This window comes from Lysobacter defluvii IMMIB APB-9 = DSM 18482 (assembly GCF_000423325.1).
GTDB lineage: Bacteria > Pseudomonadota > Gammaproteobacteria > Xanthomonadales > Xanthomonadaceae > Novilysobacter > Novilysobacter defluvii.
Genome location: NZ_AUHT01000006.1, coordinates 225,603 through 246,788 on the forward strand (window position 1 = coordinate 225,603; position 21,186 = coordinate 246,788).

General features: G+C 70.4%; 23 protein-coding genes. 9 read left to right on the forward strand and 14 right to left on the reverse strand.

The window, feature by feature from the left end; genetic code table 11:
- The 3 genes from G545_RS13680 to G545_RS13685 are packed head-to-tail and all read right to left on the reverse strand — an operon-like array spanning window position 1 to window position 3,767.
- Complete coding sequence (locus tag G545_RS13680) at window positions 1-1,074, reverse strand: ABC transporter ATP-binding protein (protein ID WP_081677740.1); 1,074 nt, start codon at window positions 1,072-1,074, stop codon at window positions 1-3.
- Window positions 1,064-2,689: an ABC transporter permease gene (locus tag G545_RS0105505; RefSeq protein WP_211220257.1), complete on the reverse strand. Its 1,626-nt coding sequence runs from the start codon at window positions 2,687-2,689 to the stop codon at window positions 1,064-1,066. Before G545_RS0105505 ends, G545_RS13680 begins: the two co-directional genes overlap by 11 nt.
- Entirely contained in the window at window positions 2,673-3,767 is a 1,095-nt protein-coding gene (locus G545_RS13685) for an extracellular solute-binding protein (RefSeq protein WP_169449568.1), read from the reverse strand. The genes G545_RS0105505 and G545_RS13685 overlap by 17 nt, the downstream gene beginning before the upstream one ends.
- Before the next feature lie 160 nt (window positions 3,768-3,927).
- Here G545_RS13685 and G545_RS0105515 point away from each other — a divergent pair, with 160 nt between their 5' ends.
- Window positions 3,928-4,914: an LLM class flavin-dependent oxidoreductase gene (locus tag G545_RS0105515; RefSeq protein WP_027069518.1), complete on the forward strand. Its 987-nt coding sequence runs from the start codon at window positions 3,928-3,930 to the stop codon at window positions 4,912-4,914.
- A 40-nt stretch (window positions 4,915-4,954) separates the two neighbouring features.
- Here G545_RS0105515 and G545_RS0105520 read toward each other — a convergent pair whose 3' ends face one another.
- Entirely contained in the window at window positions 4,955-5,404 is a 450-nt protein-coding gene (locus tag G545_RS0105520; protein ID WP_027069519.1) for an FKBP-type peptidyl-prolyl cis-trans isomerase, read from the reverse strand.
- A 141-nt stretch (window positions 5,405-5,545) separates the two neighbouring features.
- Between G545_RS0105520 and G545_RS15595 the strand changes: the two genes are divergently transcribed.
- A complete protein-coding gene (locus G545_RS15595; protein ID WP_154656518.1) occupies window positions 5,546-5,689 on the forward strand; it encodes a hypothetical protein in 144 nt (47 codons plus the stop codon).
- Between the two features lie 2 nt (window positions 5,690-5,691).
- Window positions 5,692-6,099 carry a host attachment family protein gene (locus G545_RS0105530; RefSeq protein WP_027069520.1) on the forward strand — a complete coding sequence of 136 codons (408 nt, stop codon included), beginning with the start codon at window positions 5,692-5,694 and terminating at the stop codon, window positions 6,097-6,099.
- On the opposite strand, the gene G545_RS0105535 is transcribed toward G545_RS0105530, so the two are convergent.
- The 3 genes from G545_RS0105535 to G545_RS0105545 are packed head-to-tail and all read right to left on the reverse strand — an operon-like array spanning window position 6,096 to window position 8,988.
- On the reverse strand, window positions 6,096-7,319 hold the full coding sequence (locus G545_RS0105535; RefSeq protein ID WP_231553198.1) for a BaiN/RdsA family NAD(P)/FAD-dependent oxidoreductase: 1,224 nt from the start codon (window positions 7,317-7,319) through the stop codon (window positions 6,096-6,098). The two genes, G545_RS0105530 and G545_RS0105535, sit on opposite strands and share 4 nt — an antisense overlap.
- 29 nt (window positions 7,320-7,348) lie before the next feature.
- Complete coding sequence (locus G545_RS0105540) at window positions 7,349-8,635, reverse strand: arsenic transporter (protein WP_027069522.1); 1,287 nt, start codon at window positions 8,633-8,635, stop codon at window positions 7,349-7,351.
- A 2-nt stretch (window positions 8,636-8,637) separates the two neighbouring features.
- Entirely contained in the window at window positions 8,638-8,988 is a 351-nt protein-coding gene (locus G545_RS0105545) for an ArsR/SmtB family transcription factor (RefSeq protein WP_027069523.1), read from the reverse strand.
- A gap of 17 nt (window positions 8,989-9,005) precedes the next feature.
- On the opposite strand from G545_RS0105545, the gene arsH reads away from it, so the two are divergent.
- Window positions 9,006-9,746 carry an arsenical resistance protein ArsH gene (gene arsH / locus G545_RS0105550; protein ID WP_231553197.1) on the forward strand — a complete coding sequence of 247 codons (741 nt, stop codon included), beginning with the start codon at window positions 9,006-9,008 and terminating at the stop codon, window positions 9,744-9,746.
- An 11-nt stretch (window positions 9,747-9,757) separates the two neighbouring features.
- Entirely contained in the window at window positions 9,758-10,228 is a 471-nt protein-coding gene (gene arsC, locus G545_RS13690) for an arsenate reductase (glutaredoxin) (RefSeq protein ID WP_081677764.1), read from the forward strand.
- A gap of 68 nt (window positions 10,229-10,296) precedes the next feature.
- Here the strand turns inward: arsC and G545_RS0105560 are convergent, their stop codons facing one another.
- The 3 genes from G545_RS0105560 to G545_RS0105570 form a co-directional block, all read right to left on the reverse strand.
- Complete coding sequence (locus tag G545_RS0105560; protein WP_197050215.1) at window positions 10,297-10,635, reverse strand: YnfA family protein; 339 nt, start codon at window positions 10,633-10,635, stop codon at window positions 10,297-10,299.
- Between the two features lie 16 nt (window positions 10,636-10,651).
- A complete protein-coding gene (locus G545_RS0105565) occupies window positions 10,652-11,200 on the reverse strand; it encodes a YaeQ family protein (RefSeq protein ID WP_027069526.1) in 549 nt (182 codons plus the stop codon).
- 65 nt (window positions 11,201-11,265) lie between these two features.
- A complete protein-coding gene (locus tag G545_RS0105570; protein ID WP_027069527.1) occupies window positions 11,266-11,841 on the reverse strand; it encodes a manganese efflux pump MntP in 576 nt (191 codons plus the stop codon).
- Between the two features lie 239 nt (window positions 11,842-12,080).
- On the opposite strand from G545_RS0105570, the gene ada reads away from it, so the two are divergent.
- Window positions 12,081-13,001 carry a bifunctional DNA-binding transcriptional regulator/O6-methylguanine-DNA methyltransferase Ada gene (gene ada / locus G545_RS13695; protein WP_280513376.1) on the forward strand — a complete coding sequence of 307 codons (921 nt, stop codon included), beginning with the start codon at window positions 12,081-12,083 and terminating at the stop codon, window positions 12,999-13,001.
- A 14-nt stretch (window positions 13,002-13,015) separates the two neighbouring features.
- Here ada and G545_RS0105580 read toward each other — a convergent pair whose 3' ends face one another.
- Both G545_RS0105580 and G545_RS0105585 read right to left on the reverse strand, forming a co-directional pair.
- Window positions 13,016-13,798 carry a TerC family protein gene (locus G545_RS0105580; RefSeq protein WP_027069528.1) on the reverse strand — a complete coding sequence of 261 codons (783 nt, stop codon included), beginning with the start codon at window positions 13,796-13,798 and terminating at the stop codon, window positions 13,016-13,018.
- Window positions 13,799-13,981: 183 nt separating this feature from the next.
- The gene (locus G545_RS0105585; RefSeq protein WP_027069529.1) at window positions 13,982-14,515 is read right to left on the reverse strand and encodes a DUF2058 domain-containing protein; all 534 of its coding nucleotides are present in this window, start codon (window positions 14,513-14,515) and stop codon (window positions 13,982-13,984) included.
- Between the two features lie 197 nt (window positions 14,516-14,712).
- Between G545_RS0105585 and G545_RS0105590 the strand changes: the two genes are divergently transcribed.
- Window positions 14,713-15,177 (forward strand): DUF421 domain-containing protein, encoded by a 465-nt coding sequence (locus G545_RS0105590; RefSeq protein ID WP_027069530.1) that lies wholly within the window; start codon window positions 14,713-14,715, stop codon window positions 15,175-15,177.
- A 1-nt stretch (window position 15,178) separates the two neighbouring features.
- Here G545_RS0105590 and G545_RS13700 read toward each other — a convergent pair whose 3' ends face one another.
- Both G545_RS13700 and G545_RS0105600 read right to left on the reverse strand, forming a co-directional pair.
- A complete protein-coding gene (locus tag G545_RS13700) occupies window positions 15,179-15,616 on the reverse strand; it encodes an MgtC/SapB family protein (protein ID WP_036138799.1) in 438 nt (145 codons plus the stop codon).
- A gap of 10 nt (window positions 15,617-15,626) precedes the next feature.
- A complete protein-coding gene (locus tag G545_RS0105600) occupies window positions 15,627-17,513 on the reverse strand; it encodes a DEAD/DEAH box helicase (protein ID WP_027069531.1) in 1,887 nt (628 codons plus the stop codon).
- Window positions 17,514-17,673: 160 nt separating this feature from the next.
- Between G545_RS0105600 and G545_RS0105605 the strand changes: the two genes are divergently transcribed.
- Window positions 17,674-19,236, forward strand: a complete 1,563-nt coding sequence (locus G545_RS0105605) for a protein adenylyltransferase SelO (RefSeq protein ID WP_027069532.1) — start codon at window positions 17,674-17,676, stop codon at window positions 19,234-19,236.
- A gap of 40 nt (window positions 19,237-19,276) precedes the next feature.
- Complete coding sequence (locus tag G545_RS0105610; protein WP_027069533.1) at window positions 19,277-21,175, forward strand: ATP-binding cassette domain-containing protein; 1,899 nt, start codon at window positions 19,277-19,279, stop codon at window positions 21,173-21,175.
- Window positions 21,176-21,186 lie beyond the last annotated feature (11 nt).

Below are 21,186 nucleotides of genomic sequence, written 5' to 3' on the forward strand. Positions count from 1 at the left end.
TCACCCGATCAGGCTGCCGCTGTCCTCGTCGCGGCCGGCGCGGTCGAACACGATGACGTGCTCCAGGTCCAGCCGGATGCCGATCCGCTGGCCGCGGGCGTGGTCATGGTGCGAGGGCACCAGCGCCTGCACCAGCTCGCCGCTGGCGAGCCGGAGGGTGTAGAGGAAGTCGGCCCCGCGGAAGTGCCGGCGCACCACCTCGGCCTGCAGCGGGGCGTCGTCGTCGTGGACGACGTCGTCGGGGCGCAGCAGCATCTCCACGTCGGTCCCGACCGGGTCGGGCAGCCGGTGGTCGGCCGAGAGCACGCCCAGCGGGGTGTCGACGTGCCAGTCGTCGACCACCCGGGCCGGCAGCAGCGCGCCCTCGCCGACGAAGCCGGCGACGAAGCGGTTGGCCGGCAGGTGGTACAGGTCGTAGGCGGTCGCCCACTGCTGCAGCCGGCCCTCGCCGATGACGCCGAGCCGGTCGGCCATGGCGAAGGCCTCGGCCTGGGAGTGGGTGACCATCAGCGCGCCGATGCCGGTGGCCTTCAGGGCCTCGCGCACCTGCACCGCCAGGCGCTCGCGCAGGTCCGGGTCCAGGCTCGAGAACGGCTCGTCGAGCAGTACCAGCCGTGGCTGGGGCGCCAGCGCACGCGCCAGTGCGACGCGCTGCTGCTGGCCGCCGGACAGCTGGTGCGGCAGGCGCGCGGCGGTGTCGGCCAGGCCGACCAGCTCGAGCACCTCGCGGGCGCGCGCCTGCGCCTTCCTGCGCGGCTGCCGGAACAGGCCGAAGCACACGTTGTCGAGCACGCTCAGGTGCGGCAGCAGCGCGTGGTCCTGGAACACCATGCCGATCCGCCGCCGCTCGGGCGGCAGGTGGGTGCGGTCGTCGGCCAGCGCTTCGCCGTTGGCGTGGATCCGCCCGCCCATCAGCGGTTCGAAACCGGCCACCGCGCGCAGCAGGGTGGTCTTGCCGGCACCCGACGGGCCCAGCAGGCAGCCGATCTCGCCCTGCTCCAGCGCCAGCGTGGCACCGGCCAGGACCGGGCGCCCGTCGTAGCCGACCGTGGCGTTGTCGATCTCAAGCCGCATCACGGCCCCTGCGCGTCAGCGCGATCACGGGCACCAGGCCGACCAGGGCGATGGCCAGCGAGGGCAGGGCGGCGCGGGCGTACTCGCCCTCGCTGGTGAGCTCGAACACCCGGGTAGCCAGGGTGTCCCAGCCGAACGGGCGCATCATCAGGGTGATCGGCATTTCCTTCATCGTGTCCACGAAGACCAGCAGTGCGCCGGTGGCGAAACTGCCACGCAGCAGGGGCCAGTGCACGCGGCGCAGCTGCCGGGCACCGGTGACGCCCATGCTGCGGCTGGCCTCCAGCAGCGAGGGGCGGATCCGCAGCAGCCCGCCGGAGACCGGTGCATGGGCGACCGCTAGGAAGCGGATGCCGTAGGCGACCAGCAGCAACAGCAGCCCGCCCTCCAGCAGCATCTCGATGCCGTGGCGCTCGAACAGCCAGGTCGAGAACGTCGCCACCGGCACGTACAGCCCGATCGCCAGCAGCGAACCGGGCAGGCCGTAGCCCAGGGTGGTGATGCGGGTGGTCGCGGTGGTCAGCGGGCCGGGGCGTTCGCGTGCCGCCAGGGCGATCACGAAGGCCGCGGCGGTGGTCAGGCCCGCCGCCATCCCCGACAGCGACAGCGCGTTGCGGATCGAGGCGAAGTAGCGCGTGTTGAGGTCGGCCAGGTGGTCGGAGGCATACCAGGCCAGCTGCGCCAGCGGCAGCAGCAGGGCCAGCAGCACCACCAGCGCGCAGGCCGCGGTGGCCCACCAGCCGCGCTGCCCGAGCCGCCGCCGCGTGGCCGGGGCCTGGCCAATGGCGGTGAACGCCTGGCGGCGGCGCGAGGCCACTTCCAGCGCCACCAGCACCAGCAGCACCACCAGCATCACCCCGGCGATCTGCAGCGCGGTGTCGGTGGAGAACAGCCCGAACCAGGCCTTGTAGATGGCGGTGGCGAAGGTGTCGTAATTGAAGGCGGAGACCGCACCGAAGTCGGCCAGCGTCTCCATGAGCACCAGCAGCACGCCGCCGGCGATCCAGGGCCGCGCCATCGGCACGCTGGCGCGCCAGAACGCCCGCCACGGCCCCATCCCCAGCGCCCGTGCCGCCTCCATCGCCCGCGCGCCCTGGCTGGCGAAGGCCTCGCGCGCGACCAGGTAGACGTAGGGGTAGAGCGAGAGCGTCATGACCCCGATGAGCCCGGCCCGCGACCGGATCTCCGGTAGCTGCCAGCCGGCGGTCTCGCGCAGCCACCCGGCCAGCGGGGAGCTGTAGTCGAACAGCCCGATGAAGGCGACCGCCAGCACGTAGCCGGGCATCGCCAGCGGCAGCACCAGCAGCCACGAGAACACCCGGCGGCCCGGGAACTCGCAAAGCGAAACCAGCGCCGCCAGGCAGGTGCCGAGCACCGCGGTGCCCAGCCCCACGCCCAGCAGCAGCCAGAAGGTATTGCCGGCCACCTGCGGCAGCACGTAGTGCCACAGGTGGCCGATGATCTCCACGTCCGGGCGCAGCAGGGCGCCGGCGGTGGCCAGCAGCGGGACCAGGCTGGGCAGTGTCAGCAACACCGCCAGCCACGCCCACCACCGCCTGCCGCCGGCGGCCGCGACCGGTTTGCGGATCAGGAGCGGATCAGTTGTAGCCTGCACGGTCCATCAGCTTGACCGCCTCGGCCTGCATCGCACCGGCCTGCGAGACGTTGATCAGGTCCTGGCGGTACTCGCCCCATTCGCTGATCAGGTCGGCCATCGGGATCTCCGGGTTGGCCGGGTACTCCAGGTTCTCGCCGGCGAACAGCTCCTGCGCCTCGCCGCCCGACAGCCACTCGATGAACGCCTGGGCGGCCTCGGGCTGGTCGGAGTGCTTGACCACGCCGGCACCGGACACGTTCACGTGCACGCCGCGCCCGCCCTCGGCCTGGTTCGGCCAGAACACGGTGACCGGCAGTTCCGGGTCCTGCTTCAGCGCACGGCCCAGGTAGTAGGTGTTGGTGATGCCCACGTCGCAGCGGCCCGACGCGATCGCCTCGATGACCGCGTTGTCGTTGCCCATCGGCGGCGCGGCCAGGTTCTCCACCCAGCCCTTCACCACGCGCTCGGTCTCTTCCTCGCCGAGGGTGGCCATCATCGTCGCCACCAGGCTCTGGTTGTAGACCGCGCCGGAGGTGCGCAGGCACAGGCGGCCCTTCCACTTCGGGTCGGCCAGGTCCTCGTAGGTGGACAGCTCGGACGCCGGGGCGCGCTCGGGGTTGTGGATGATCGTGCGGGCGCGGACCGACAGGCCGAACCAGCGGTTCTCCGGATCCTGCAGGTTCTCGGGGATGTTGGCCTCCAGCACCTCGGACTCGATCGGCTGCAGCAGGTCCATGTTCGCGGCCTGCCAGAGGTTGCCGGCGTCCACGGTGATGAACACGTCCGCCGGGGTGCGGCTGCCCTCGGCCTTCAGGCGCTCCATCAGCGGCGGCGCCTTGTCGGTCATGTAGGTGATCTCGACGCCGGTCTCCTCGGTGTAGCGGTCGAACAGCGGCTTGACCAGCTGCTCGTTGCGCGAGGTGTAGACGACCAGCTCTCCGGCTTCGCCGTTGGCGGCGGCATCGGCGCCGGCGTCCTGGCCCGCGTCCGCGGCGGCGGTGGCGTCGGCGCCGTCGGCCGGGGCGTTGTCGTTGCCGGAGCATGCGGAGAGGGAGAGGGCGAGCAGGATGGCGGCGGGCAGCAGAAGGTTGCGCACGGGCGTTCCTCGGGATGGGGTAAATGAGAATCGGTATTATCTTTGAATTTCGCGCCGTTGTCGCGTTCAGTCTTTGCGCGCCGCGGTCGGCCGGCCGTCCCGGGTGGCAATCCCGTCCTCTGGCCCCCATGTGCCAGGGAGCACCCCGGGAGGCACACGCATGATTCCTTACTCGCTACTCGACCTGGCCCCGGTTCCGGAAGGAAGCGACATCCGCCAGTCCTTCGCGAACTCGCTCGAGCTCGCGCGAGCCGCCGAGCGGGCCGGCTACAACCGCTTCTGGCTGGCCGAGCACCACAACATGCCCGGCATCGCCAGCGCGGCCACGGCGATCCTGATCGGCCACATCGCCGGCGGCACCTCCACCATCCGCGTGGGGGCCGGCGGGATCATGCTGCCCAACCACTCGCCGCTGCAGGTGGCCGAGCAGTTCGGCACCCTGGCCTCGCTGCACGGCGACCGGATCGACCTCGGGCTGGGCCGGGCGCCGGGTACCGACACCGCCACCGCCCGCGCGCTGCGCCGCTACTTCAACAGCGCCGACGCCTTTCCGCAGGACGTGGCGGAGCTGCTGCACTACTTCGAGCCGGCGCGGCCGGGCCAGGCCGTCCGCGCTGTGCCCGGCGCCGGCATCGAGGTGCCGGTGTGGCTGCTGGGTTCGAGCCTGTTCAGCGCCACCCTGTCGGCGCGGATGGGGCTGCCGTTCGCGTTCGCCTCGCACTTCGCGCCCGACGCCCTGGACGAGGCGCTGGCGGTCTACCACCGCGAGTTCACGCCCTCGGCGCGCCTGCGCGAGCCCTACGTGATGCTGGCGATGAACGTGGTGGTGGCCGACACCGAGGCCGAGGCCAGGCGCCAGTTCACCAGCCAACAGCAGAGCTTCGTCAACCTGCGCCGTGGCGACCTGGGCCCGGTCCCGCCGCCGATCGACGACATCGAGTCGTGGTGGACGCCGGTGGAGAAGGCCGGCGTGGAGCGCTCGCTGGCGGTCAGCGCGGTGGGCGACGCGGACCAGGTGCGCGGGAAGATCGCCGCGTTCGTGGAGCGCCACCGGCCCAACGAAATGCTGCTGACCGCGAACCTGCACGACCACGGGGCGCGGCTGGCCTCGTTCGAAAAGGCGGCCGAGGTGATGCGATCGCTGTAGCGGGTGCCGCCTTGCCCCGGCAGACGCCGGGCCTGCCCGGCTAGCGGCGCTTCTCGACGTCGAGCAGCTCGACCTCGAACACGAGGGAGGCCTGCGGCGGGATCGCCCGTCCGGCGCCCTTGCGGCCATAGCCCAGCTCGGGCGGGATCATCAGCACCCGCTGGCCGCCCACGCGCATCCCGGCAACGCCCTCGTCCCAGCCGCGGATCACCCGGCCCGCCCCCAGCAGGAAGGTGAACGGCTCCCCGCGCGTGCGGGAGCTGTCGAACTGCTCGCCGCGGTGGTCCGGCGCGTCCTCGTCGTACAGCCAGCCGGTGTAGTGGACCGTGACCTCGTCACCGGCCGCCGCCACCGTTCCTTCGCCCGTCGAGACCTCGATGCGCTGCAGCTCCGCGACCGTGCCACCGGGCGGCGGTGGCGGCTCTCCGCAAGCGGCGAGCAGCAACAGGGCGCAACCCGCGAAGGGCAGGAGGGGCGACGGCAGGCGCATGGCGTACTCCGGGGATGTGGACGGGCAGCGTAGCCGATTCCGCACCTGCGCCATGGTCCAGCGACGGCCGTGACGGGGGTTACACGCCCCGCTAACCGGCGCCACGGGAGGATGTCGGCCCCACCGCACGGGAGACACGACATGGCGAACCCCGTTACACCGAAGCTCGCGCTTGCCGTCGCCGCAGGCCTGCTGGCGATGTCCGGCACGGCCACGCCCCACGAGCAGAAGCTCGAGGAAATAGATACCGAGCGCACTGGCGCCGCTGGGGCGGGTGGGCACTGACCATGGCCGTGATCCCGCACGAGGCCCTGGTGGTGGTCGCCGACGGTGGCCAGGCGCGCCTGTTCCGCAACCGCGGCAACGAGCGTGACCTGATGCTGCACCAGTTCGAGATCCTCGAGCTCGTCAACGCCAACGACGATGGTCCCGCGGGCGTGATGCCCGATGGGGCCACCGGCTATCGCATCGACGAGGCCACCTTCGCCAAGCAGCTGGCCGAGCGCCTCAACGATGGCGCGCTGAAGCAGCAGTACGACGACGTGGTGCTGGTCGCCGACGACAAGACCCTCGGCGCGATCCGCCCGCTGCTGCACAAGGAGACGCTGGACCGCATGCGTGGCGAGGTGGCCAAGACGCTGACCAACACGCCGCTGGACGACATCCAGCGCATCCTCTCGCCGCCACGCGACTAGGAGGCAAGCGCCTGGGCGGCGGCGTGCCCGGACGCCCATGCCCACTGGAAGTTGTAGCCGCCCAGCCATCCGGTGACGTCGAGCACCTCGCCGACGAAGTACAGCCCCGGGACGTGCCGCGACTGCATGGTGCTGGACGACACCCCGTCGGTGTCCACGCCGCCGAGGGTCACCTCGGCGGTGCGGTAGCCCTCGGTTCCGCTCGCCACCAGGGCGAAGCCCTCCAACACCGACGCGAGCTCCCGCAGCTGCGGCGTGTTGTACTGGCGCATCGGGCGGCTCGGCAGCCAGACCTCGCACAGGCGCTGGGCGAAACGCTTCGGGAGGACCTCGCCCAGCACGGTCTTCAGCTCCGCCGCCGGGCGTTCGGCCTGCCACTGCCGGAGTTGCTCGAAGGCATCCGTGCCCGGCAGCAGGTCCAGCCGCAGGTCGTCGCCGGGTTGCCAATAGGAGGAGACCTGCAGAATGGCCGGGCCGCTGATGCCGCGATGGGTGACCAGCATCGAGTTGCTGAAGGACTGCCCGTTGCAGGATGCGGTCACCGGCAGCGAGACCCCGCTCAGGTCGGCGAAGCGCTCCTGGTGCTTGCCGCTGAGGGTCAACGGCACCAGGCCGGCGCGGGTCGGCAATACCTCGTGGCCGAACTGGCGCGCGAGTTCGTAACCGAACCCCGACGCCCCCATCGAGGGGATCGACAGCCCTCCGCTGGCCACGACCAGGGCCGGGGCTGCGAATCTTCCCTGGCTTGTGTGCAGGCGGAATCCGCCGTCGTCACCCGCAGCCACGCGTTCGGTGCTGCACAGGGTGCGGATCTCCACCCCGGCCGCCTCGCATTCGTCCAGCAGCATCCGCACGATCTGCTTGGAGGAGCCGTCGCAGAACAGCTGCCCGAGTTCCTTCTCGTGGTAGGCGATGCCGTGGCGCTCGACCATTTCGATGAAGTGCCAGGGCGTGTACCGCGCAAGCGCCGACTTGCAGAAGTGGGGGTTGGCGGAGAGGTAGTTGGCCGGCGTGGTCCCGGTATTGGTGAAGTTGCAGCGTCCGCCGCCCGACATCAGGATCTTCTTGCCCACCTTGTTGGCGTGCTCGACGACCAGCACCCGCAGCCCGCGTCGCCCCGCGGTGAGCGCGCACATCAGCCCGGCGGCGCCGGCGCCGATCACCACCACGTCGTAGTGTCCGGACATCACCACCCGCCGGCCCTGCAGGAAACCCGTCATTCTACGCAGGCCAGCCCGTCAGACGGCAGTCAAGCAGCGCCCAGCCGCAGTACCAACGCCACCAGCGTCACCAGCAGCACTGGAAGGGTCAGGACAATCCCGACCTTGAAGTAATAGCCCCAGGTGATCCTGATGCCCTTGCGCGCCAGCACGTGCAACCACAGCAGGGTGGCCAGGCTCCCGATCGGGGTGAACTTCGGGCCCAGGTCGCTGCCGATGACGTTGGCGTAGATCATCGCCTCGCGCACGGCGCCTTCGGCCTGGCTGGCATCAATCGACAGCGCGCCCACCAGCACGGTGGGCATGTTGTTCATGACCGCCGACAGGAATGCCGTCAGCAGGCCGGTCCCGATCGTCGCGCCCCACAGGCCATGACCGGCGAAAACATCCAGCAGTCCCGCCAGGTGGTCGGTCAATCCCTGGTTGCGCAGGCCATAGACCACCAGGTACATGCCCAGCGAGAACACCACGATCTGCCACGGCGCTTCGCGGATCACCCTGCGTGTCGAGATCACGTGCCCCTTCGCCGCCATCGCCAGCAGCACCAGCGCCCCCGCGCCGGCCACCGCACTGATGGGGATGCCAAGCCGTTCCAGCCCGAAGAACCCCACCAGCAGCAACACCAGCACCGCCCACCCGGCGTTGAAAGTGGTGCGGTCGACGATGGCCGAACGCGGGTCCTTCAACTGGCTCGCGTCGTAGCTGGCCGGAATGTCGCGCCGGAAGAACCACATCAGCATGGCCAGCGTCGCGGCGACGGAAACCAGGTTCACCGGCACCATGACCGAGGCGTACTCCGAAAAGCCGATCCCGAAGTAATCCGCCGAGACGATGTTGACCAGGTTGGACACCACCAGCGGCAGGCTGGCGGTGTCGGCGATGAACCCGGCCGCCATCACGAACGCCAGCGTCGCCGCCGGGGAGAACCGCAGCGCCAGCAGCATGGCAATCACGATCGGCGTCAGGATCAGCGCCGCGCCGTCATTGGCGAACAATGCCGCCACTGCCGCGCCGAGCAGCACCAGATAGACGAACAGGCGCCGTCCGCTGCCCTTGCCCCAGCGCGCCACGTGCAGCGCCGCCCACTCGAAGAAACCGGCCTCGTCCAGCACCAGGCTGATGATGATCACCGCCACGAAGGTAAACGTCGCGTTCCAGACGAAGCCCCAGACCGTCGGAATGTCGGCCAGCCCGACTACCCCGGTCAGCAGCGCCAGTCCAGCACCGGACATGGCGCTCCAACCCACGCCCAGGCCTCTCGGCTGCCAGATGACCAGGACAAGGGTGGCGATGAAGATTCCCAGCGCGACCAGCACGGCTAGGTCTTCCCTTCTTTCGTGGCGCTCGTCGGGGAGGGCGCGGAGCCAGGGAGGCAACGACCCTGGTCGCCGCCGCAGCAGTTGCGGGTCAGGAACTCGATGAGCCCGGTCATCGCATCGAAGTCGGCGCGATAGCGGATGTGCCGCCCCTGCGACTCGCCCTGGATCAGGCCCGCCGTGGTGAGCTCCTTGAGGTGGAACGACAGCGTGGCGCCGGCCAGCGACAGCACCTCGGCGATGTCACCCGGCGTACGTCCTTCATGGCCGGCCTCAACGAGCAAGCGGAAGACGGAGAGTCGGGTGGGGTGCCCCAGGGCAGCCAGCGCAGTGCTTGCGTCTTTCAATTCCATTTTTCTAGAATATTCGAATGAATTCGACCGAAGCAAGCATGACCGCACCTCCCGACCTGGCCAACCTGGCCCCCGCAGCCGTGGACATCCCCACCCGCGACCGCCTCGGGGTGGAAGGCGCCGGGCACCCCCCACGGATCCTGATCCTGTACGGCTCGCTGCGGCCGCAGTCCTTCAGCCGCAAGCTCGCACTCGAAGCCGAGCGGCTGCTGCGCCACTTCGGCGCGGAGACCCGGGTATTCGACCCGAACGACCTGCCGTTGCTGGACAGCGTCAAGCCGGACCATCCCAAGGTCCAGCAGATCCGCGAGTGGTCGCAGTGGTCGGAGGGCCAGGTGTGGGTGAGTCCGGAGCGGCACGGCACGCTCACCGCGGTGTTCAAGAACCAGATCGACTGGCTGCCGCTGGAGATCGGGAGCGTGCGCCCCACCCAGGGCCGTACCCTGGCGGTGATGCAGGTCTGCGGCGGCTCGCAGTCGTTCAACGTGGTCAATGCCCTGCGCCAGCTGGGCCGCTGGATGCGCATGGTCACCATCCCCAACCAGTCTTCGGTCCCCAAGGCCTGGCAGGAGTTCGACGACGAGGGCCGGATGAAACCCTCGCCTTACTACGACCGCGTGGTTGACGTGATGGAGGAACTGGTGAAGTTCACCCTGCTGACCCGCGACCGCAGCGAGTACCTGACCAGCCGCTACAGCGAGCGCAAGGGTGACCTGGCCGCTGCGGCGCTGGCCGAAGCCGCCGGCGCGGTGGAGTGAGGCCCATGACCATGGACACCACGATCTTCCACAACCCCGCCTGCGGAACCTCGCGCAACACGCTGGCGCTGATCCGCCATGCGGGCGTCGAGCCCACGGTCATCGAGTACCTGGAGGCCCCGCCCACGCGCGAGCGGCTGGCCAGCCTGATTACAGCCGCCGGCCTGCGAGTGCGGGACGCCCTGCGCCAAAAGGGAACCCCCTACGCCGAGCTGGGTCTTGACGACCCATCCCTGTCGGACGATCAACTGCTCGACGCCATGATGGCCGAGCCGATCCTGATCAACCGGCCCTTCGTGGAGACGCCGCTGGGCACACGCCTGTGCCGGCCGTCGGAGGTCGTGCTGGAGATCCTGCCGCCGGTCACCCGTCCTTTCACCAAGGAAGACGGTGAGGTGGTCATCGACGAAGCTGATCGGCCCACTGTTCCCCGAGGGCCTGCGCGCCGAGTTCGGAAGGGGGCTCCTACGACTCCGGAGTAGCTACCGTCGCGTGCCCGGCAACCGGGACGGCGAAGATGCGGACGTGCGTACGCACACCACCGGAACCGTCAAGCTCGCGACCAGTGCCCGGCCACCATCACCAGCGCGCCCAGCAGGATCAATCCGCCACCGAGCACGTCGATCCGGTTCAGTGGCACCTTGTCGACCCAGACCAGCCAGCCCAGCGCGGTGGCGACGTAGATGCCGCCGTAGGCCGCGTAGACCCGCCCCGACGCCACCGGGTGCAGGGTGAGCAGCCAGGCGAAAAGCGCGAGGCTCAGCGCCGCCGGCACCAGCAGCCAGGCCGAGCCGCCGTCCTTGCGCCACAGCAGCACCAGCCAGCAGCCGACGATCTCCGCCAGTGCGGTCACCGAGAACAGCGCCGCGATCTTGAGCGTCAACAGCACGGCGTCGCCCGCCCGGTCAGCCCGCCGGGGCCATGCGCACGGCGGGTCGCAGCGACACGCTGCCCCGGTCGCCCATCAGCTGCAGCTCGCCGTCCTGGATCAGTGCGTTCAGGCGCATCCCGCGCTCGCCGATGCCGGGCAGGGCCTCGACCACATCGGCGGGGATGTCGAGCACGGTGAGGTTCTTCAGACGGGTCAGCGAACTGGCGATCCTGTCCCACCAGATATCGGACGCGCGGCCACCGTAGTTGACCACCACCACCTGGTCCGCGCGCGCGCAGGTCTTCTTTATCCTGGTCTCGTCGGGGTGGCCGACGTCGATCCAGAGCTCCACGTCGCCGGTGTAGCCGCGCCGGCACAGGGCCGGTTCGTCCTCGTCGCTCAGCCCGCGGCCGAACTCCAGCTTCTCGTCCGCGTACAGGGCAAAGGCCACCAGCCGCACCATCAGCCGGGTGTCCGTCTCGGACGGATGCTGGGCGAGGGTGAGGTTGTGGGTCGCGTAGTAGTGCCGGTCCATGTCGCTGACCTGGAGCTCGGCCTTGACCACGGTGGAGGTGAGGGCCATGGGGAGGCGCCTTGACGGGAAAGTCCGCCAGTCTAGCGCCTCGGTCGCGCCACCGACTGGAACCCTCAGCCGTGGGCTTGCAGGTGGCCGTAGAGGATCCAGGCTCCCACTGCGATCAGCACGAGGCCGCCGGCGACCTCGGCGCGCCTGCCGACCAGCGTACCAAGGACCCGCCCGGCCATCACGCCGATCGTGACCAGCGCGAACGTGCACAGTCCGATGACGGCGGCCACCAGGGCGATGTTGACCTCGACGAAGGCCAGCCCCACGCCGACGGCCATCGCATCGATGCTGGTGGCCAGGCCCGTGATCGCGATGGCCAGCAAGCCACCATTGGCGGAGAAGCCCGGTTCTTCGTCCGTCCCATCGCCGGGCCTGGCCTTGTGAATCATGTGCAGCCCGAGGCCGGTCAGCAGCGCGAAGGCGACCCAGTGGTCCCAGGCTTCGATGAACGGCGCAGCGGCCGATCCGAGCAGCCAGCCGATGACCGGCGTCAGGCCTTCGACCACGCCAAAGACCAGGCCGATGCGCAGTGCCTCGCCCCAGCGTGGGCGCGCCATCCCGGCCCCCTTGCCCAGGGCCGCGGCGAAGGCATCGGTGGCCATGGCGAGGCCGAGCAGGACGATGGAAACAGGGGTCATGGCAGCAGGGACGGTCGGGACTGGGCGGACGCACGAACGGCAGGCGCGCCCGACCGGGCCTACGCCTGCGGCTCGTTGGTCTCGCCAACCGTCAGGTTGCGCCGCCACGGCCGGTTCAGGCCGAGTGTGTTGACGGACGCGCCTCCGGGAATCGGAGGCCGGCTACTCCCCAAGGAGATTGCCGTGCCCGGGTGCGGGACGGCACTCGCAAGTATAACCGGTCGGCCTGACTGGCGCCGATCCGCAGGGAAGAGCAAGAAACGGAGTGTCCCGGGACGGGCGGAGGCCTAGGATTCCGGCATGGCAACCGATACGGACACCCCATGAATGCCAGTCCAGCCAACGCGCATCTTTCCGGACTCGTCACCGAGGCGTGCCGCCGCATTCGAGGCGCGGATCCCACACCGACCCTGGCGGAGCTGGCCGATGGGGCAGGGCTGAGCCCCTCGTATTTCCACCGCCTCTTCAAGGCATCCACGGGGCTGACGCCGCGCCAGTACGCGCATGCCGTCCGCGCCGAGAGGGTGCGCGGCCGGCTGGGTGCCGGCGACGCGGTCACCGAGTCGATCCACGCCGCCGGGTTCGGCTCCACCAGCCGCTTCTACGAGACGGCCGGGGCGCGCCTGGGCATGGAGCCGCGGCGGTACCGGGCGGGCGGCGCCGGCAGCGAGATCCGCTTCGCCGTGGCCGAGTGCTCACTGGGCGCGTTGCTGGTGGCGCAGGGCGACCGGGGGATCTGCGCGATCACGCTGGGGGACGACCCGGAGCTGCTGGTGCGCGGACTGCAGGACCAGTTCCCGCGCGCGGAGCTGGTGGGCGGGGATGCCGACTTCGAAGCGCTCGTCGCCAGGGTGGTGGGCTTCGTCGAGGATCCCTCCATCGGGCTCGACCTGCCGCTGGACATCCGCGGCACCGCCTTCCAGGAACGCGTGTGGCAGGCCCTGCGCCAGGTGCCGGCCGGCAGCACCGTGTCCTACACGGAGCTGGCCGAGCGGATCGGCAGCCCCGCCGCGGTCCGAGCGGTGGCCGGCGCCTGCGCGGCGAACCGGCTGGCGGTGGCGGTCCCCTGCCACCGCGTGGTGCGGCGGGACGGGGACCTGTCCGGCTACCGCTGGGGCGTGGAGCGCAAGCGGGAGCTGCTGCGGCGGGAGCGGCGCTGACCGCCGCTCCAGGGTCAGGCGGAGTCCGCGGACGAGCCGGGCGTGTCCGCCTCGACGTACTTCTCGTGCAGCTTCACCGGCTCGCGCTTGCGTGACTCGCGACGCCTGATCCACAGGTTGATCGACTCCACGAATACCGAGAACGCCATCGCCGCGTAGACGTAGCCCTTCGGAATGTGCACGTCGAAGCCGTCGGCGATCAGCACCAGGCCGATCATGATCAGGAAGCTCAGCGCGAGCACCTTTACGGTGGGGTGGCGCTCGACGAACTCGCTGATCGGCCGCGCGAAGGCGAGCATGAAGATGATCGAGGCGACGATGGCGGTGACCATCACCCAGCGCTCGTCGACCATGCCCACGGCGGTGATGATCGAGTCCAGCGAGAACACGATGTCGAGCACCATGATCTGGGCGATGACCGCCATGAAGCTGGTCGCCGCGCCCGGTGCCACTTCCTCGGAGGCGCCTTCGAGCTTCTGGTGGATCTCGTGGGTGGCCTTGCCGATCAGGAACAGCCCGCCGCCGATGAGGATCAGGTCGCGCCAGGAGAACTCATTGCCGAAGGCGGTGAACAGCGGCGCGGTCAGGCCGATGATCCAGGCGATCATGAAAAGCAGGCCCAGCCGGGTCACGGCCGCGCCCAGGATACCCAGCTTGCGCGCTCGGTCGCGCTGGTGCTCGGGCAGGCGCGAGGCCAGGATCGAGATGAAGATGATGTTGTCGATGCCCAGGACCAGTTCCAGGGCCGTCAGGGTCGCCAAAGCGATCCAGATCTCGGGGTTTGCAAGTGCTTCCATCGGGTTTCCTTCGCGAACAGGGATCGCGCCGGCGGGTGCCGGCGCGTCGCGAAGGTCTTGCTCGTGCCTCCACACGGAAGCACCGCTGCACCGGGGCCGGGGCCCGTATTGACGGCGACAGCGCGGGAGCTACTCCCCTTCGGGCGGCGAGACTAGCACGGCCGTTGCGCGCTGCGCGTGGCCTCACCAGACCAGGTCGTCGGGCACCTTGAAGCGGCTGTAGTACTCGTCGTCCGCGTCGCTGGACGCGGACTCCTCCACCGCCGCGTTGTCGAGTACCAGCAGCGCCGGGTCGCGCTCGGCGACCTTCATCCCGGCTGCCCGCGGCAGCAGTTCGTAGTCCTCGCCGGCGCGCACGATCACCAGGCCACCTTTCGCCAGCTGGGCCCGCTGGGCGGCGTCCACGTAGACGGTGCGGATGTGGCTGCCGTCTGTGAAGCGGTACGGGATCTCGCCGTCGCGGGCGACCCGGTGGTCCAGGATGATCTGCCGCACCTGCGCGCGCAGTTCCTGCTCGCGCGCCTTCGCGTTGCGCTCGGCGGCCAGGGCACGGTCACGCTCGGCCTTCTCCGCCCGTAGGCGCTCGACGTCTACCTCCTCCTGCGAGGACGGCGCCTTGCCCTTGCGCTTGCGCTTCTGTTCGCGGAGTGCGTCGGCGACCGGGCTCTTCTTGGCCAGGCCGGCCTTGAGCAGCTGGTCCTGCAGGGGATTGCGCATTGCGAAAACGGGGGGAGTGCGGGGCACCCGAGTGTAGCGGAGCGCCGGCAGAGCCACCGGCAGGGGCAGGGCGCAACAGGCGGAACGCCGGCCGCGCCGGATGGCGAGCCACGATGCCCATGGCGCGGCCGGTGCCACTTCACGCCCGCGGCGCACCGGCTGCGGTTCCATGCAGGCGGTCCAGAAGGGAGCGAGCGATGTTCTTCGATTCCTGGAACGATCTGCTGCGGGTGGTGGTGGTGGGCGTGTGCGCCTACGCGAGCCTGATCCTCCTGCTGAGGACGTTCGGCAAGCGCACCCTGAGCAAGATGAATGCATTCGACCTGGTGGTGACGGTGGCGCTGGGCTCCATCCTCGCCACCATCCTGCTCAACCGGGATGTCTCCCTGTCCGAGGGAGTACTGGCCCTTGCATTGCTGATGTCGCTGCAGTTCGCGATCACGTGGTCCGCGGTGCGCTGGAAGTTGGTGCAGGACCTCGTCGCCAGCGAGCCGCGGCTGCTCCTGCACGAAGGAGAGTTCCTGGAAGACGCGATGCGCAGGGAGCGGATCAACCGCGACGAGATCCTGCAGGGACTGCGCAACGCGGGGATCGACGACCCCTCGCAGGCGCGCTGCGTGGTGCTGGAGACCGACGGGAGCTTCAGCGTGATCGCGCGCTAGTTCAGCCCTTCGCGGACCCGCGGCCCTTCAGCCAGCCGAAGCAGGTGATGACGGCCCAGTTGAGCGCCGCCAGCGCGATCGCGTGGCCCCAGTAGCCGAAGCCGGCCGCGGCGCCCACCGCCCCCACCAGCCAGATGCTCGCCGCCGAGGCGGTGCCGGTGACATGGTCATCGTGCTTGAGGATCGCGCCGCCGCCGACGAAGCCGATGCCGGTCATCAGGCCCTGCAGTACCCGCGCCGTGGCGTCGGGCGAGGCATCGCCGATGAACTCGCGGGCGATCAGGATGTAGCCGCAGGCACCCACCGCGACCAGCGGGAAGGTGCGCACCCCCATGATGTTCTTGCCGTGCCTTTCGCGGTTCCAGCCGATCGGGAACGCCAGCACCAGCGCGCCGAGCAGGGCGAGGTAGGGGCTGGCGTGCTCGAGCAGCGCGTCCATCGGCCGAGGCTCAGCGCGGCGGGCGCGGCTTGAAGGGCCTGCGGGGGCCCGCACTGTGCGGCTTGCCGCGATGCGGCGGGCGCGCCCCCCCCGGCCGGCCGCTGCGCCCGCCCTCCATATCGCGGGGGCCGGCGCGCTGGATCCTCAGCGCCTGGCCGGCGACGTAGACGCGCTTGAGGTGCTCCATCAGCTCGCGCGGCATGCCCTCGGGCAGGTCGATCAGGCTGTAGTCGTCGCGAATGTCGATGCGGCCGATGTGCCTGCTGTCCAGCTCGGCCTCGTTGGCGATCGCCCCGACGATGTTGCCCGGCTTGACCCCGTGCGCATGGCCGACCTCGATGCGGAAGGTTTCCTTGGGGTACTCGTCGCGGTCGCCGGCTGCGCCGTCGGAAGGACTCCGCGATGCGCGCGGCGGGGCCGCCTCGTCGGCGTCGGCGAACAGGGCCTCGCCGGCGTTCGACGGGCGCTGCTGGCGTGGCGGGCGCGGCGGCTGGCCCCGGTGGCCCAGCTCCCGCGGGCCGGGCTCGCGCTCGCGTGGGACCGCGCGCGGGGGGGCGGTCAGCAACAGCGGGGTGTCGCCCTGCACGATCTTCGCGAGCGCGGCGGCGATCTCGACGGCGGGAACGTTGTGCTCGCGCTCGTAGCGCTCGACCAGCTCGCGGAACAGCCCGAGGTCGTCGCCCCCGAGCGCCTCGCCGATGCGGGCCAGGAACTTCGACACCCGCTGCTCGTTGACGGTCTCGACGGTCGGCAGTGCCATCGGCTCGATCGGCTGCCGGGTGGCGCGCTCGATCGCGCGCAGCATCCCGCGCTCGCGCGGGGTCACGAACAGGATCGCCTCGCCCTTGCGGCCGGCGCGGCCGGTGCGGCCGATGCGGTGGACGTAGCTCTCGGTGTCGTAGGGGATGTCGTAGTTGAGCACGTGGCTGATGCGCTCCACGTCCAGGCCGCGCGCGGCCACGTCGGTCGCCACCAGCACGTCGATGCGACCGTCCTTGAGCTGCTGGATGGTCTTCTCGCGTTGCGCCTGCTGCACGTCGCCGTTGATGGCGGCGGCGGCGATGCCTCGCGCGGCCAGCTTGTCGGCCAGTTCCTCGGTACCCAGCTTGGTGCGGGCGAAGACGATCATCGCCTCGAACGGCTCGGCCTCCAGGATCCGGGTCAGCGCATCCAGCTTGTTGACCCCACTGACCGCCCAGTAGCGCTGGCGGATGTTGGCGGCGGTGCTGGTCTTCGCCTTGATCGCCACCTCGACCGGCTCGTTGAGGTAGGTCTGGGCGATGCGACGGATCGGCGGCGGCATGGTGGCCGAGAACAGCGCGACCTGCCGGTTCTCCGGGGTCTTCTTCAGCACCGCCTCGACGTCGTCGATGAAGCCCATGCGCAGCATCTCGTCGGCCTCGTCCAGCACCAGGCAGCGCAGCTGCGACAGGTCCAGCGAGCCGCGCGTGAGGTGGTCGATGACCCGCCCCGGCGTGCCCACCACGACCTGGACGCCACGGCGCAATGCATTGAGCTGCGGCCCGTAGCCCTGGCCGCCGTAGATCGGCAGTACCTGGAAACCGGGCAGGTGGGCGGCGTAGCTCTGGAACGCCTCGGCGACCTGGATCGCCAGCTCGCGCGTGGGCGCCAGCACCAGTGCCTGCGGGATCTTCTGGTCCGGGTCGAGCTGGGCCAGGACGGGCAGGGCGAAGGCGGCGGTCTTGCCGGTGCCGGTCTGGGCCTGGCCGAGCACGTCGCGGCCTTCCAGCAGCGGCGGGATGGTGGCGGCCTGGATCGGCGACGGGCTCTCGTAGCCCAGGTCGGCAAGCGCGCGCAGCAGCGCTTCCGGGAGCTGCAGGTCGGTGAAGCGGGTGGTCGGTGCGTCGTCGGGGGTGGCGGGCGTCTCGGCGCTCATCGGGGACTCTCTTGTTGCGCCGGTGTGGCGTGTGGGGGCGCGTAGTCTAATGGGCTTCGTGTGTGCCGCCCGTGGCCGCAGGATCGGCCGTTCATGCCCGCCCCGTGGTGGCGCGGCCATGCCCACCCGGGCGACACACGCGGGCGCGTACGCTTGCACGATGCTCGACTTCCGCTACGACAACGCGTTCGTCCGCGACCTGCCCGGCGACCCGGTCCACGGACCCCGCGTGCGCGAGGTGCACCAGGCCTGGTCGCCGGTCATGCCGACCCCGGTGGAGGCGCCGGAGCTGCTGGCGCACTCCCGCGAGATGGCCTCGTGCCTCGGGCTGGACGAGGGGGACGTCCGTTCGGAGCAGTTCGCCCAGGTGTTCGGCGGCAACCGGCTGTTGCCGGGCATGCAGCCGTTCGCCGCCAACTACGGCGGGCACCAGTTCGGCCACTGGGCCGGCCAGCTGGGGGACGGCCGGGCCATCTCGCTGGGCGAGGTGGTCAACGACGCCGGGCGCTGGGAGCTCCAGCTCAAGGGCGCGGGACGCACGCCGTACTCGCGCGGGGCCGACGGTCGCGCGGTGCTGCGCTCCTCCATCCGCGAGTTCCTGTGCAGCGAGGCGATGCACCACCTGGGCATCCCGACCACCCGCGCGCTGGCGGTGCTGACGACCGGCGAGGAGGTCGTGCGCGACATGTTCTACGACGGCCATCCGGCGCCCGAGCCTGGCGCGGTGGTGGTGCGCGTCGCGCCCTCGTTCCTGCGCTTCGGCAGTTTCGAGCTGCCGGCGTCCCGGGGCGACGCCGCGTTGTTGCGCCAGCTGGTGGAGTTCTGCATCCGCCGTGATTTCCCGCACCTGGAGGGCGAGGGGGAGGACCTGTACGCCACCTGGTTCGCCGAGGTCGCGCGGCGCACGGCGCGGCTGATGGCCGAGTGGATGCGGGTGGGCTTCGTCCATGGCGTGATGAACACCGACAACATGTCGATCCAGGGGCTGACCATCGACTACGGCCCCTACGGCTGGATCGACGACTACGACCCGGACTGGACGCCCAACACCACCGACGCCGAGCGCCGTCGGTACCGCTTCGGCCAGCAGCCGGCGGTCGCGTACTGGAACCTGGGACGCCTCGCCGGCGCGCTGTCGCCGCTGTTCGGGGACGTCGCCCCGCTGCAGGAGGGCCTGGCCGCCTACGTGGATGCCTGGGAGGCAGCGGATGGCGAAGTCACCGCCCGCAAGCTCGGGCTGGCGGAGCTACGGGAAGGCGACGAAGCGCTGATGCGCGGCCTGCAGGAGTGGATGGCGGGCCACGAGGTCGACATGACCCTGTTCTTCCGTGCGCTGGGCGAGCTGCCGGCCGGTGCGGATCCCGCGAGGGAGCACGAGCTGTTCGACGTGGTCTTCTACGACCCCGCAAAGGGGGAGGCGGGCTGGCCGGCACTGCATGAATGGCTCGCCGGGTACCGCGCCCGGCTCACTGACGACCCGCTTGACGCGGAGGCACGCCGGGAGCGCATGCGCCTGGCCAATCCGCGCTACGTGCTGCGCAACTACCTCGCCCAGCAGGCGATCGACCTGGCGACGCAGGGCGACCCGTCCGGCGTGCACGAGCTGCTGGAGGTGATGCGGCGGCCGTACGACGAGCAGCCGGGACGGGAGGCCTTCGCCGGGAAACGCCCGGAGTGGGCACGCACCAGGGCGGGGTGCTCGATGCTGTCCTGCAGCTCGTGAACCGCGCCGGGCGTCCTCCGCACCCACGTACAATCACGCCATGCCCCTGATCACCCTCCAGGACGTCGACTACAGCGTCGGCGGTCCGCTGCTGCTCGAGAACGTCGCGCTTTCCATCGATCCCGGCGAGCGGGTGGCCCTCATCGGCCGGAACGGCGCCGGCAAGTCGACCCTGCTCAAGCTGCTCGCCGGCGAGCTGCAACCCGATGACGGGGAGATCCGCCGCCAGGACGGCGCCCGCATCGCGCGCCTCGAGCAGGAGGTGCCCGCCGACGCGCAGGGCGCGGTGTTCGACGTGGTCGCCGCCGGGATGGGGGAGCTGGGTGCCTGGCTGGCCGAGTTCCACCGGATCAGCCACGCCGCCGACTTCGACGCCGACGCCATGGCCGCGGTACAGGCGAAGATCGACGCCGCACAGGGCTGGAGCGCCGACCAGCGCGTCGCCGAGACCCTGGACAAGCTCGGGCTCGATGGCGATGCGCCGTTCGCCGGGCTGTCCGGCGGCATGAAGCGCCGGGTGCTGCTGGCCCGCGCGCTGGTGTCCGGCCCCGAGCTGCTGCTGCTGGACGAGCCGACCAACCACTTGGACATCGAGTCGATCGACTGGCTCGAGCAGTTCCTCAAGTCCTGGCAGGGCGCCCTGGTGTTCGTCACCCATGACCGGCGTTTCCTGCGTGCGCTGGCGACCCGGATCGTGGAGATCGATCGGGGCCAGGTCACCAGCTGGCCCGGTGACTGGCCCAACTACGAGCGCCGGCGCGAGGAGCGCCTGAACGCCGAGGCGCAGGAGAACGCCCGCTTCGACAAGCTGCTGGCCCAGGAAGAAGTCTGGATCCGCCAGGGCATCAAGGCGCGGCGGACCCGCGACGAGGGCCGCGTGCGCCGCCTGAAGGCGATGCGCGCCGAACGTGCCGAGCGCCGGGCGCACACCGGCAACGTGAAGATGGACTTCGCCCAGGCCGAGAGCTCCGGCAGGAAGGTGATCGAGGCCAGGCGCGTCTCCTTCGACTACGGCGGCCGCAAGCTGCTGGACGACGTGTCCACGACCGTGTTCCGCGGCGACCGCATCGGCCTGATCGGTCCCAACGGCAGCGGCAAGACCACCCTGCTCAAGACCCTGCTGGGCGAGCTGAAGCCGACGGAAGGGGAGGTGCGGCTGGGCAGCAACCTGCAGGTCGCCTACTTCGACCAGTACCGGGCGACCCTGCGCGAGGACTGGAACGCGCTGGAGAACGTGTCCGAGGGCCGCGAGTTCGTCGAGGTCGGCGGCCGGCAGAAGCACGTCGTCGGCTACCTGCAGGATTTCCTGTTCACCCCCGAGCGCGCCCGCGCGCCGATCACCCGCCTGTCGGGCGGTGAGCGCAACCGGCTGCTGCTGGCCAAGCTGTTCGCGCAACCGTCCAACCTGCTGGTGATGGACGAGCCGACCAACGACCTGGACGTGGAGACACTCGAACTGCTCGAGGAGCTGCTCGGCGACTACCCGGGCACCCTGCTGCTGGTCAGCCATGACCGCGACTTCCTCGACAACGTGGTGACCTCCACGCTGGTGATGGAGGGCGGGGGCAGGGTAGGCGAGTACGTGGGCGGCTACACGGACTGGCTGCGCCAGCGGCCAGCGCCGGCGGCCCAATCGGCCCCGGGCAAGCGCTCGATGCCAGTGTCGCCTGTGGCTGGCGGCGGTGCGTCCGCACCCGCGCCGGCTCCGCCGCCGCCCGCGAAGCGGAAACTGGCCTTCAAGGAGGCACGCGAGCTTGAGCAGCTGCCTGGCACCATCGAGGCGCTCGAGTCGACGTTGGCCGCGATGACCGCGGAGATGAACGAGCCGGCCTTCTACCAGCGCGACGCCTCCGCGATCACCGCCCACACGACGGAAGTGGCGAGGGTCCAGGCGGAACTCGACGCCGCCTACGCCCGCTGGGCCGAACTCGACGGATGAGCGCCGCGGCC

Coding starts and splice junctions, on each gene's coding strand:
- G545_RS13680 (WP_081677740.1), bottom strand. CDS start 1,074: ATGCGGCTTGAGATCGACAACGCCACGGTCGGCTACGACGGGCGCCCG.
- G545_RS0105515 (WP_027069518.1), top strand. CDS start 3,928: ATGATTCCTTACTCGCTACTCGACCTGGCCCCGGTTCCGGAAGGAAGC.
- G545_RS0105520 (WP_027069519.1), bottom strand. CDS start 5,404: ATGCGCCTGCCGTCGCCCCTCCTGCCCTTCGCGGGTTGCGCCCTGTTG.
- G545_RS15595 (WP_154656518.1), top strand. CDS start 5,546: ATGGCGAACCCCGTTACACCGAAGCTCGCGCTTGCCGTCGCCGCAGGC.
- G545_RS0105530 (WP_027069520.1), top strand. CDS start 5,692: ATGGCCGTGATCCCGCACGAGGCCCTGGTGGTGGTCGCCGACGGTGGC.
- G545_RS0105535 (WP_231553198.1), bottom strand. CDS start 7,319: ATGACGGGTTTCCTGCAGGGCCGGCGGGTGGTGATGTCCGGACACTAC.
- G545_RS0105545 (WP_027069523.1), bottom strand. CDS start 8,988: ATGGAATTGAAAGACGCAAGCACTGCGCTGGCTGCCCTGGGGCACCCC.
- arsH (WP_231553197.1), top strand. CDS start 9,006: ATGAATTCGACCGAAGCAAGCATGACCGCACCTCCCGACCTGGCCAAC.
- arsC (WP_081677764.1), top strand. CDS start 9,758: ATGGACACCACGATCTTCCACAACCCCGCCTGCGGAACCTCGCGCAAC.
- G545_RS0105565 (WP_027069526.1), bottom strand. CDS start 11,200: ATGGCCCTCACCTCCACCGTGGTCAAGGCCGAGCTCCAGGTCAGCGAC.
- G545_RS0105570 (WP_027069527.1), bottom strand. CDS start 11,841: ATGACCCCTGTTTCCATCGTCCTGCTCGGCCTCGCCATGGCCACCGAT.
- G545_RS0105580 (WP_027069528.1), bottom strand. CDS start 13,798: ATGGAAGCACTTGCAAACCCCGAGATCTGGATCGCTTTGGCGACCCTG.
- G545_RS0105585 (WP_027069529.1), bottom strand. CDS start 14,515: ATGCGCAATCCCCTGCAGGACCAGCTGCTCAAGGCCGGCCTGGCCAAG.
- G545_RS0105590 (WP_027069530.1), top strand. CDS start 14,713: ATGTTCTTCGATTCCTGGAACGATCTGCTGCGGGTGGTGGTGGTGGGC.
- G545_RS13700 (WP_036138799.1), bottom strand. CDS start 15,616: ATGGACGCGCTGCTCGAGCACGCCAGCCCCTACCTCGCCCTGCTCGGC.
- G545_RS0105600 (WP_027069531.1), bottom strand. CDS start 17,513: ATGAGCGCCGAGACGCCCGCCACCCCCGACGACGCACCGACCACCCGC.
- G545_RS0105605 (WP_027069532.1), top strand. CDS start 17,674: ATGCTCGACTTCCGCTACGACAACGCGTTCGTCCGCGACCTGCCCGGC.
- G545_RS0105610 (WP_027069533.1), top strand. CDS start 19,277: ATGCCCCTGATCACCCTCCAGGACGTCGACTACAGCGTCGGCGGTCCG.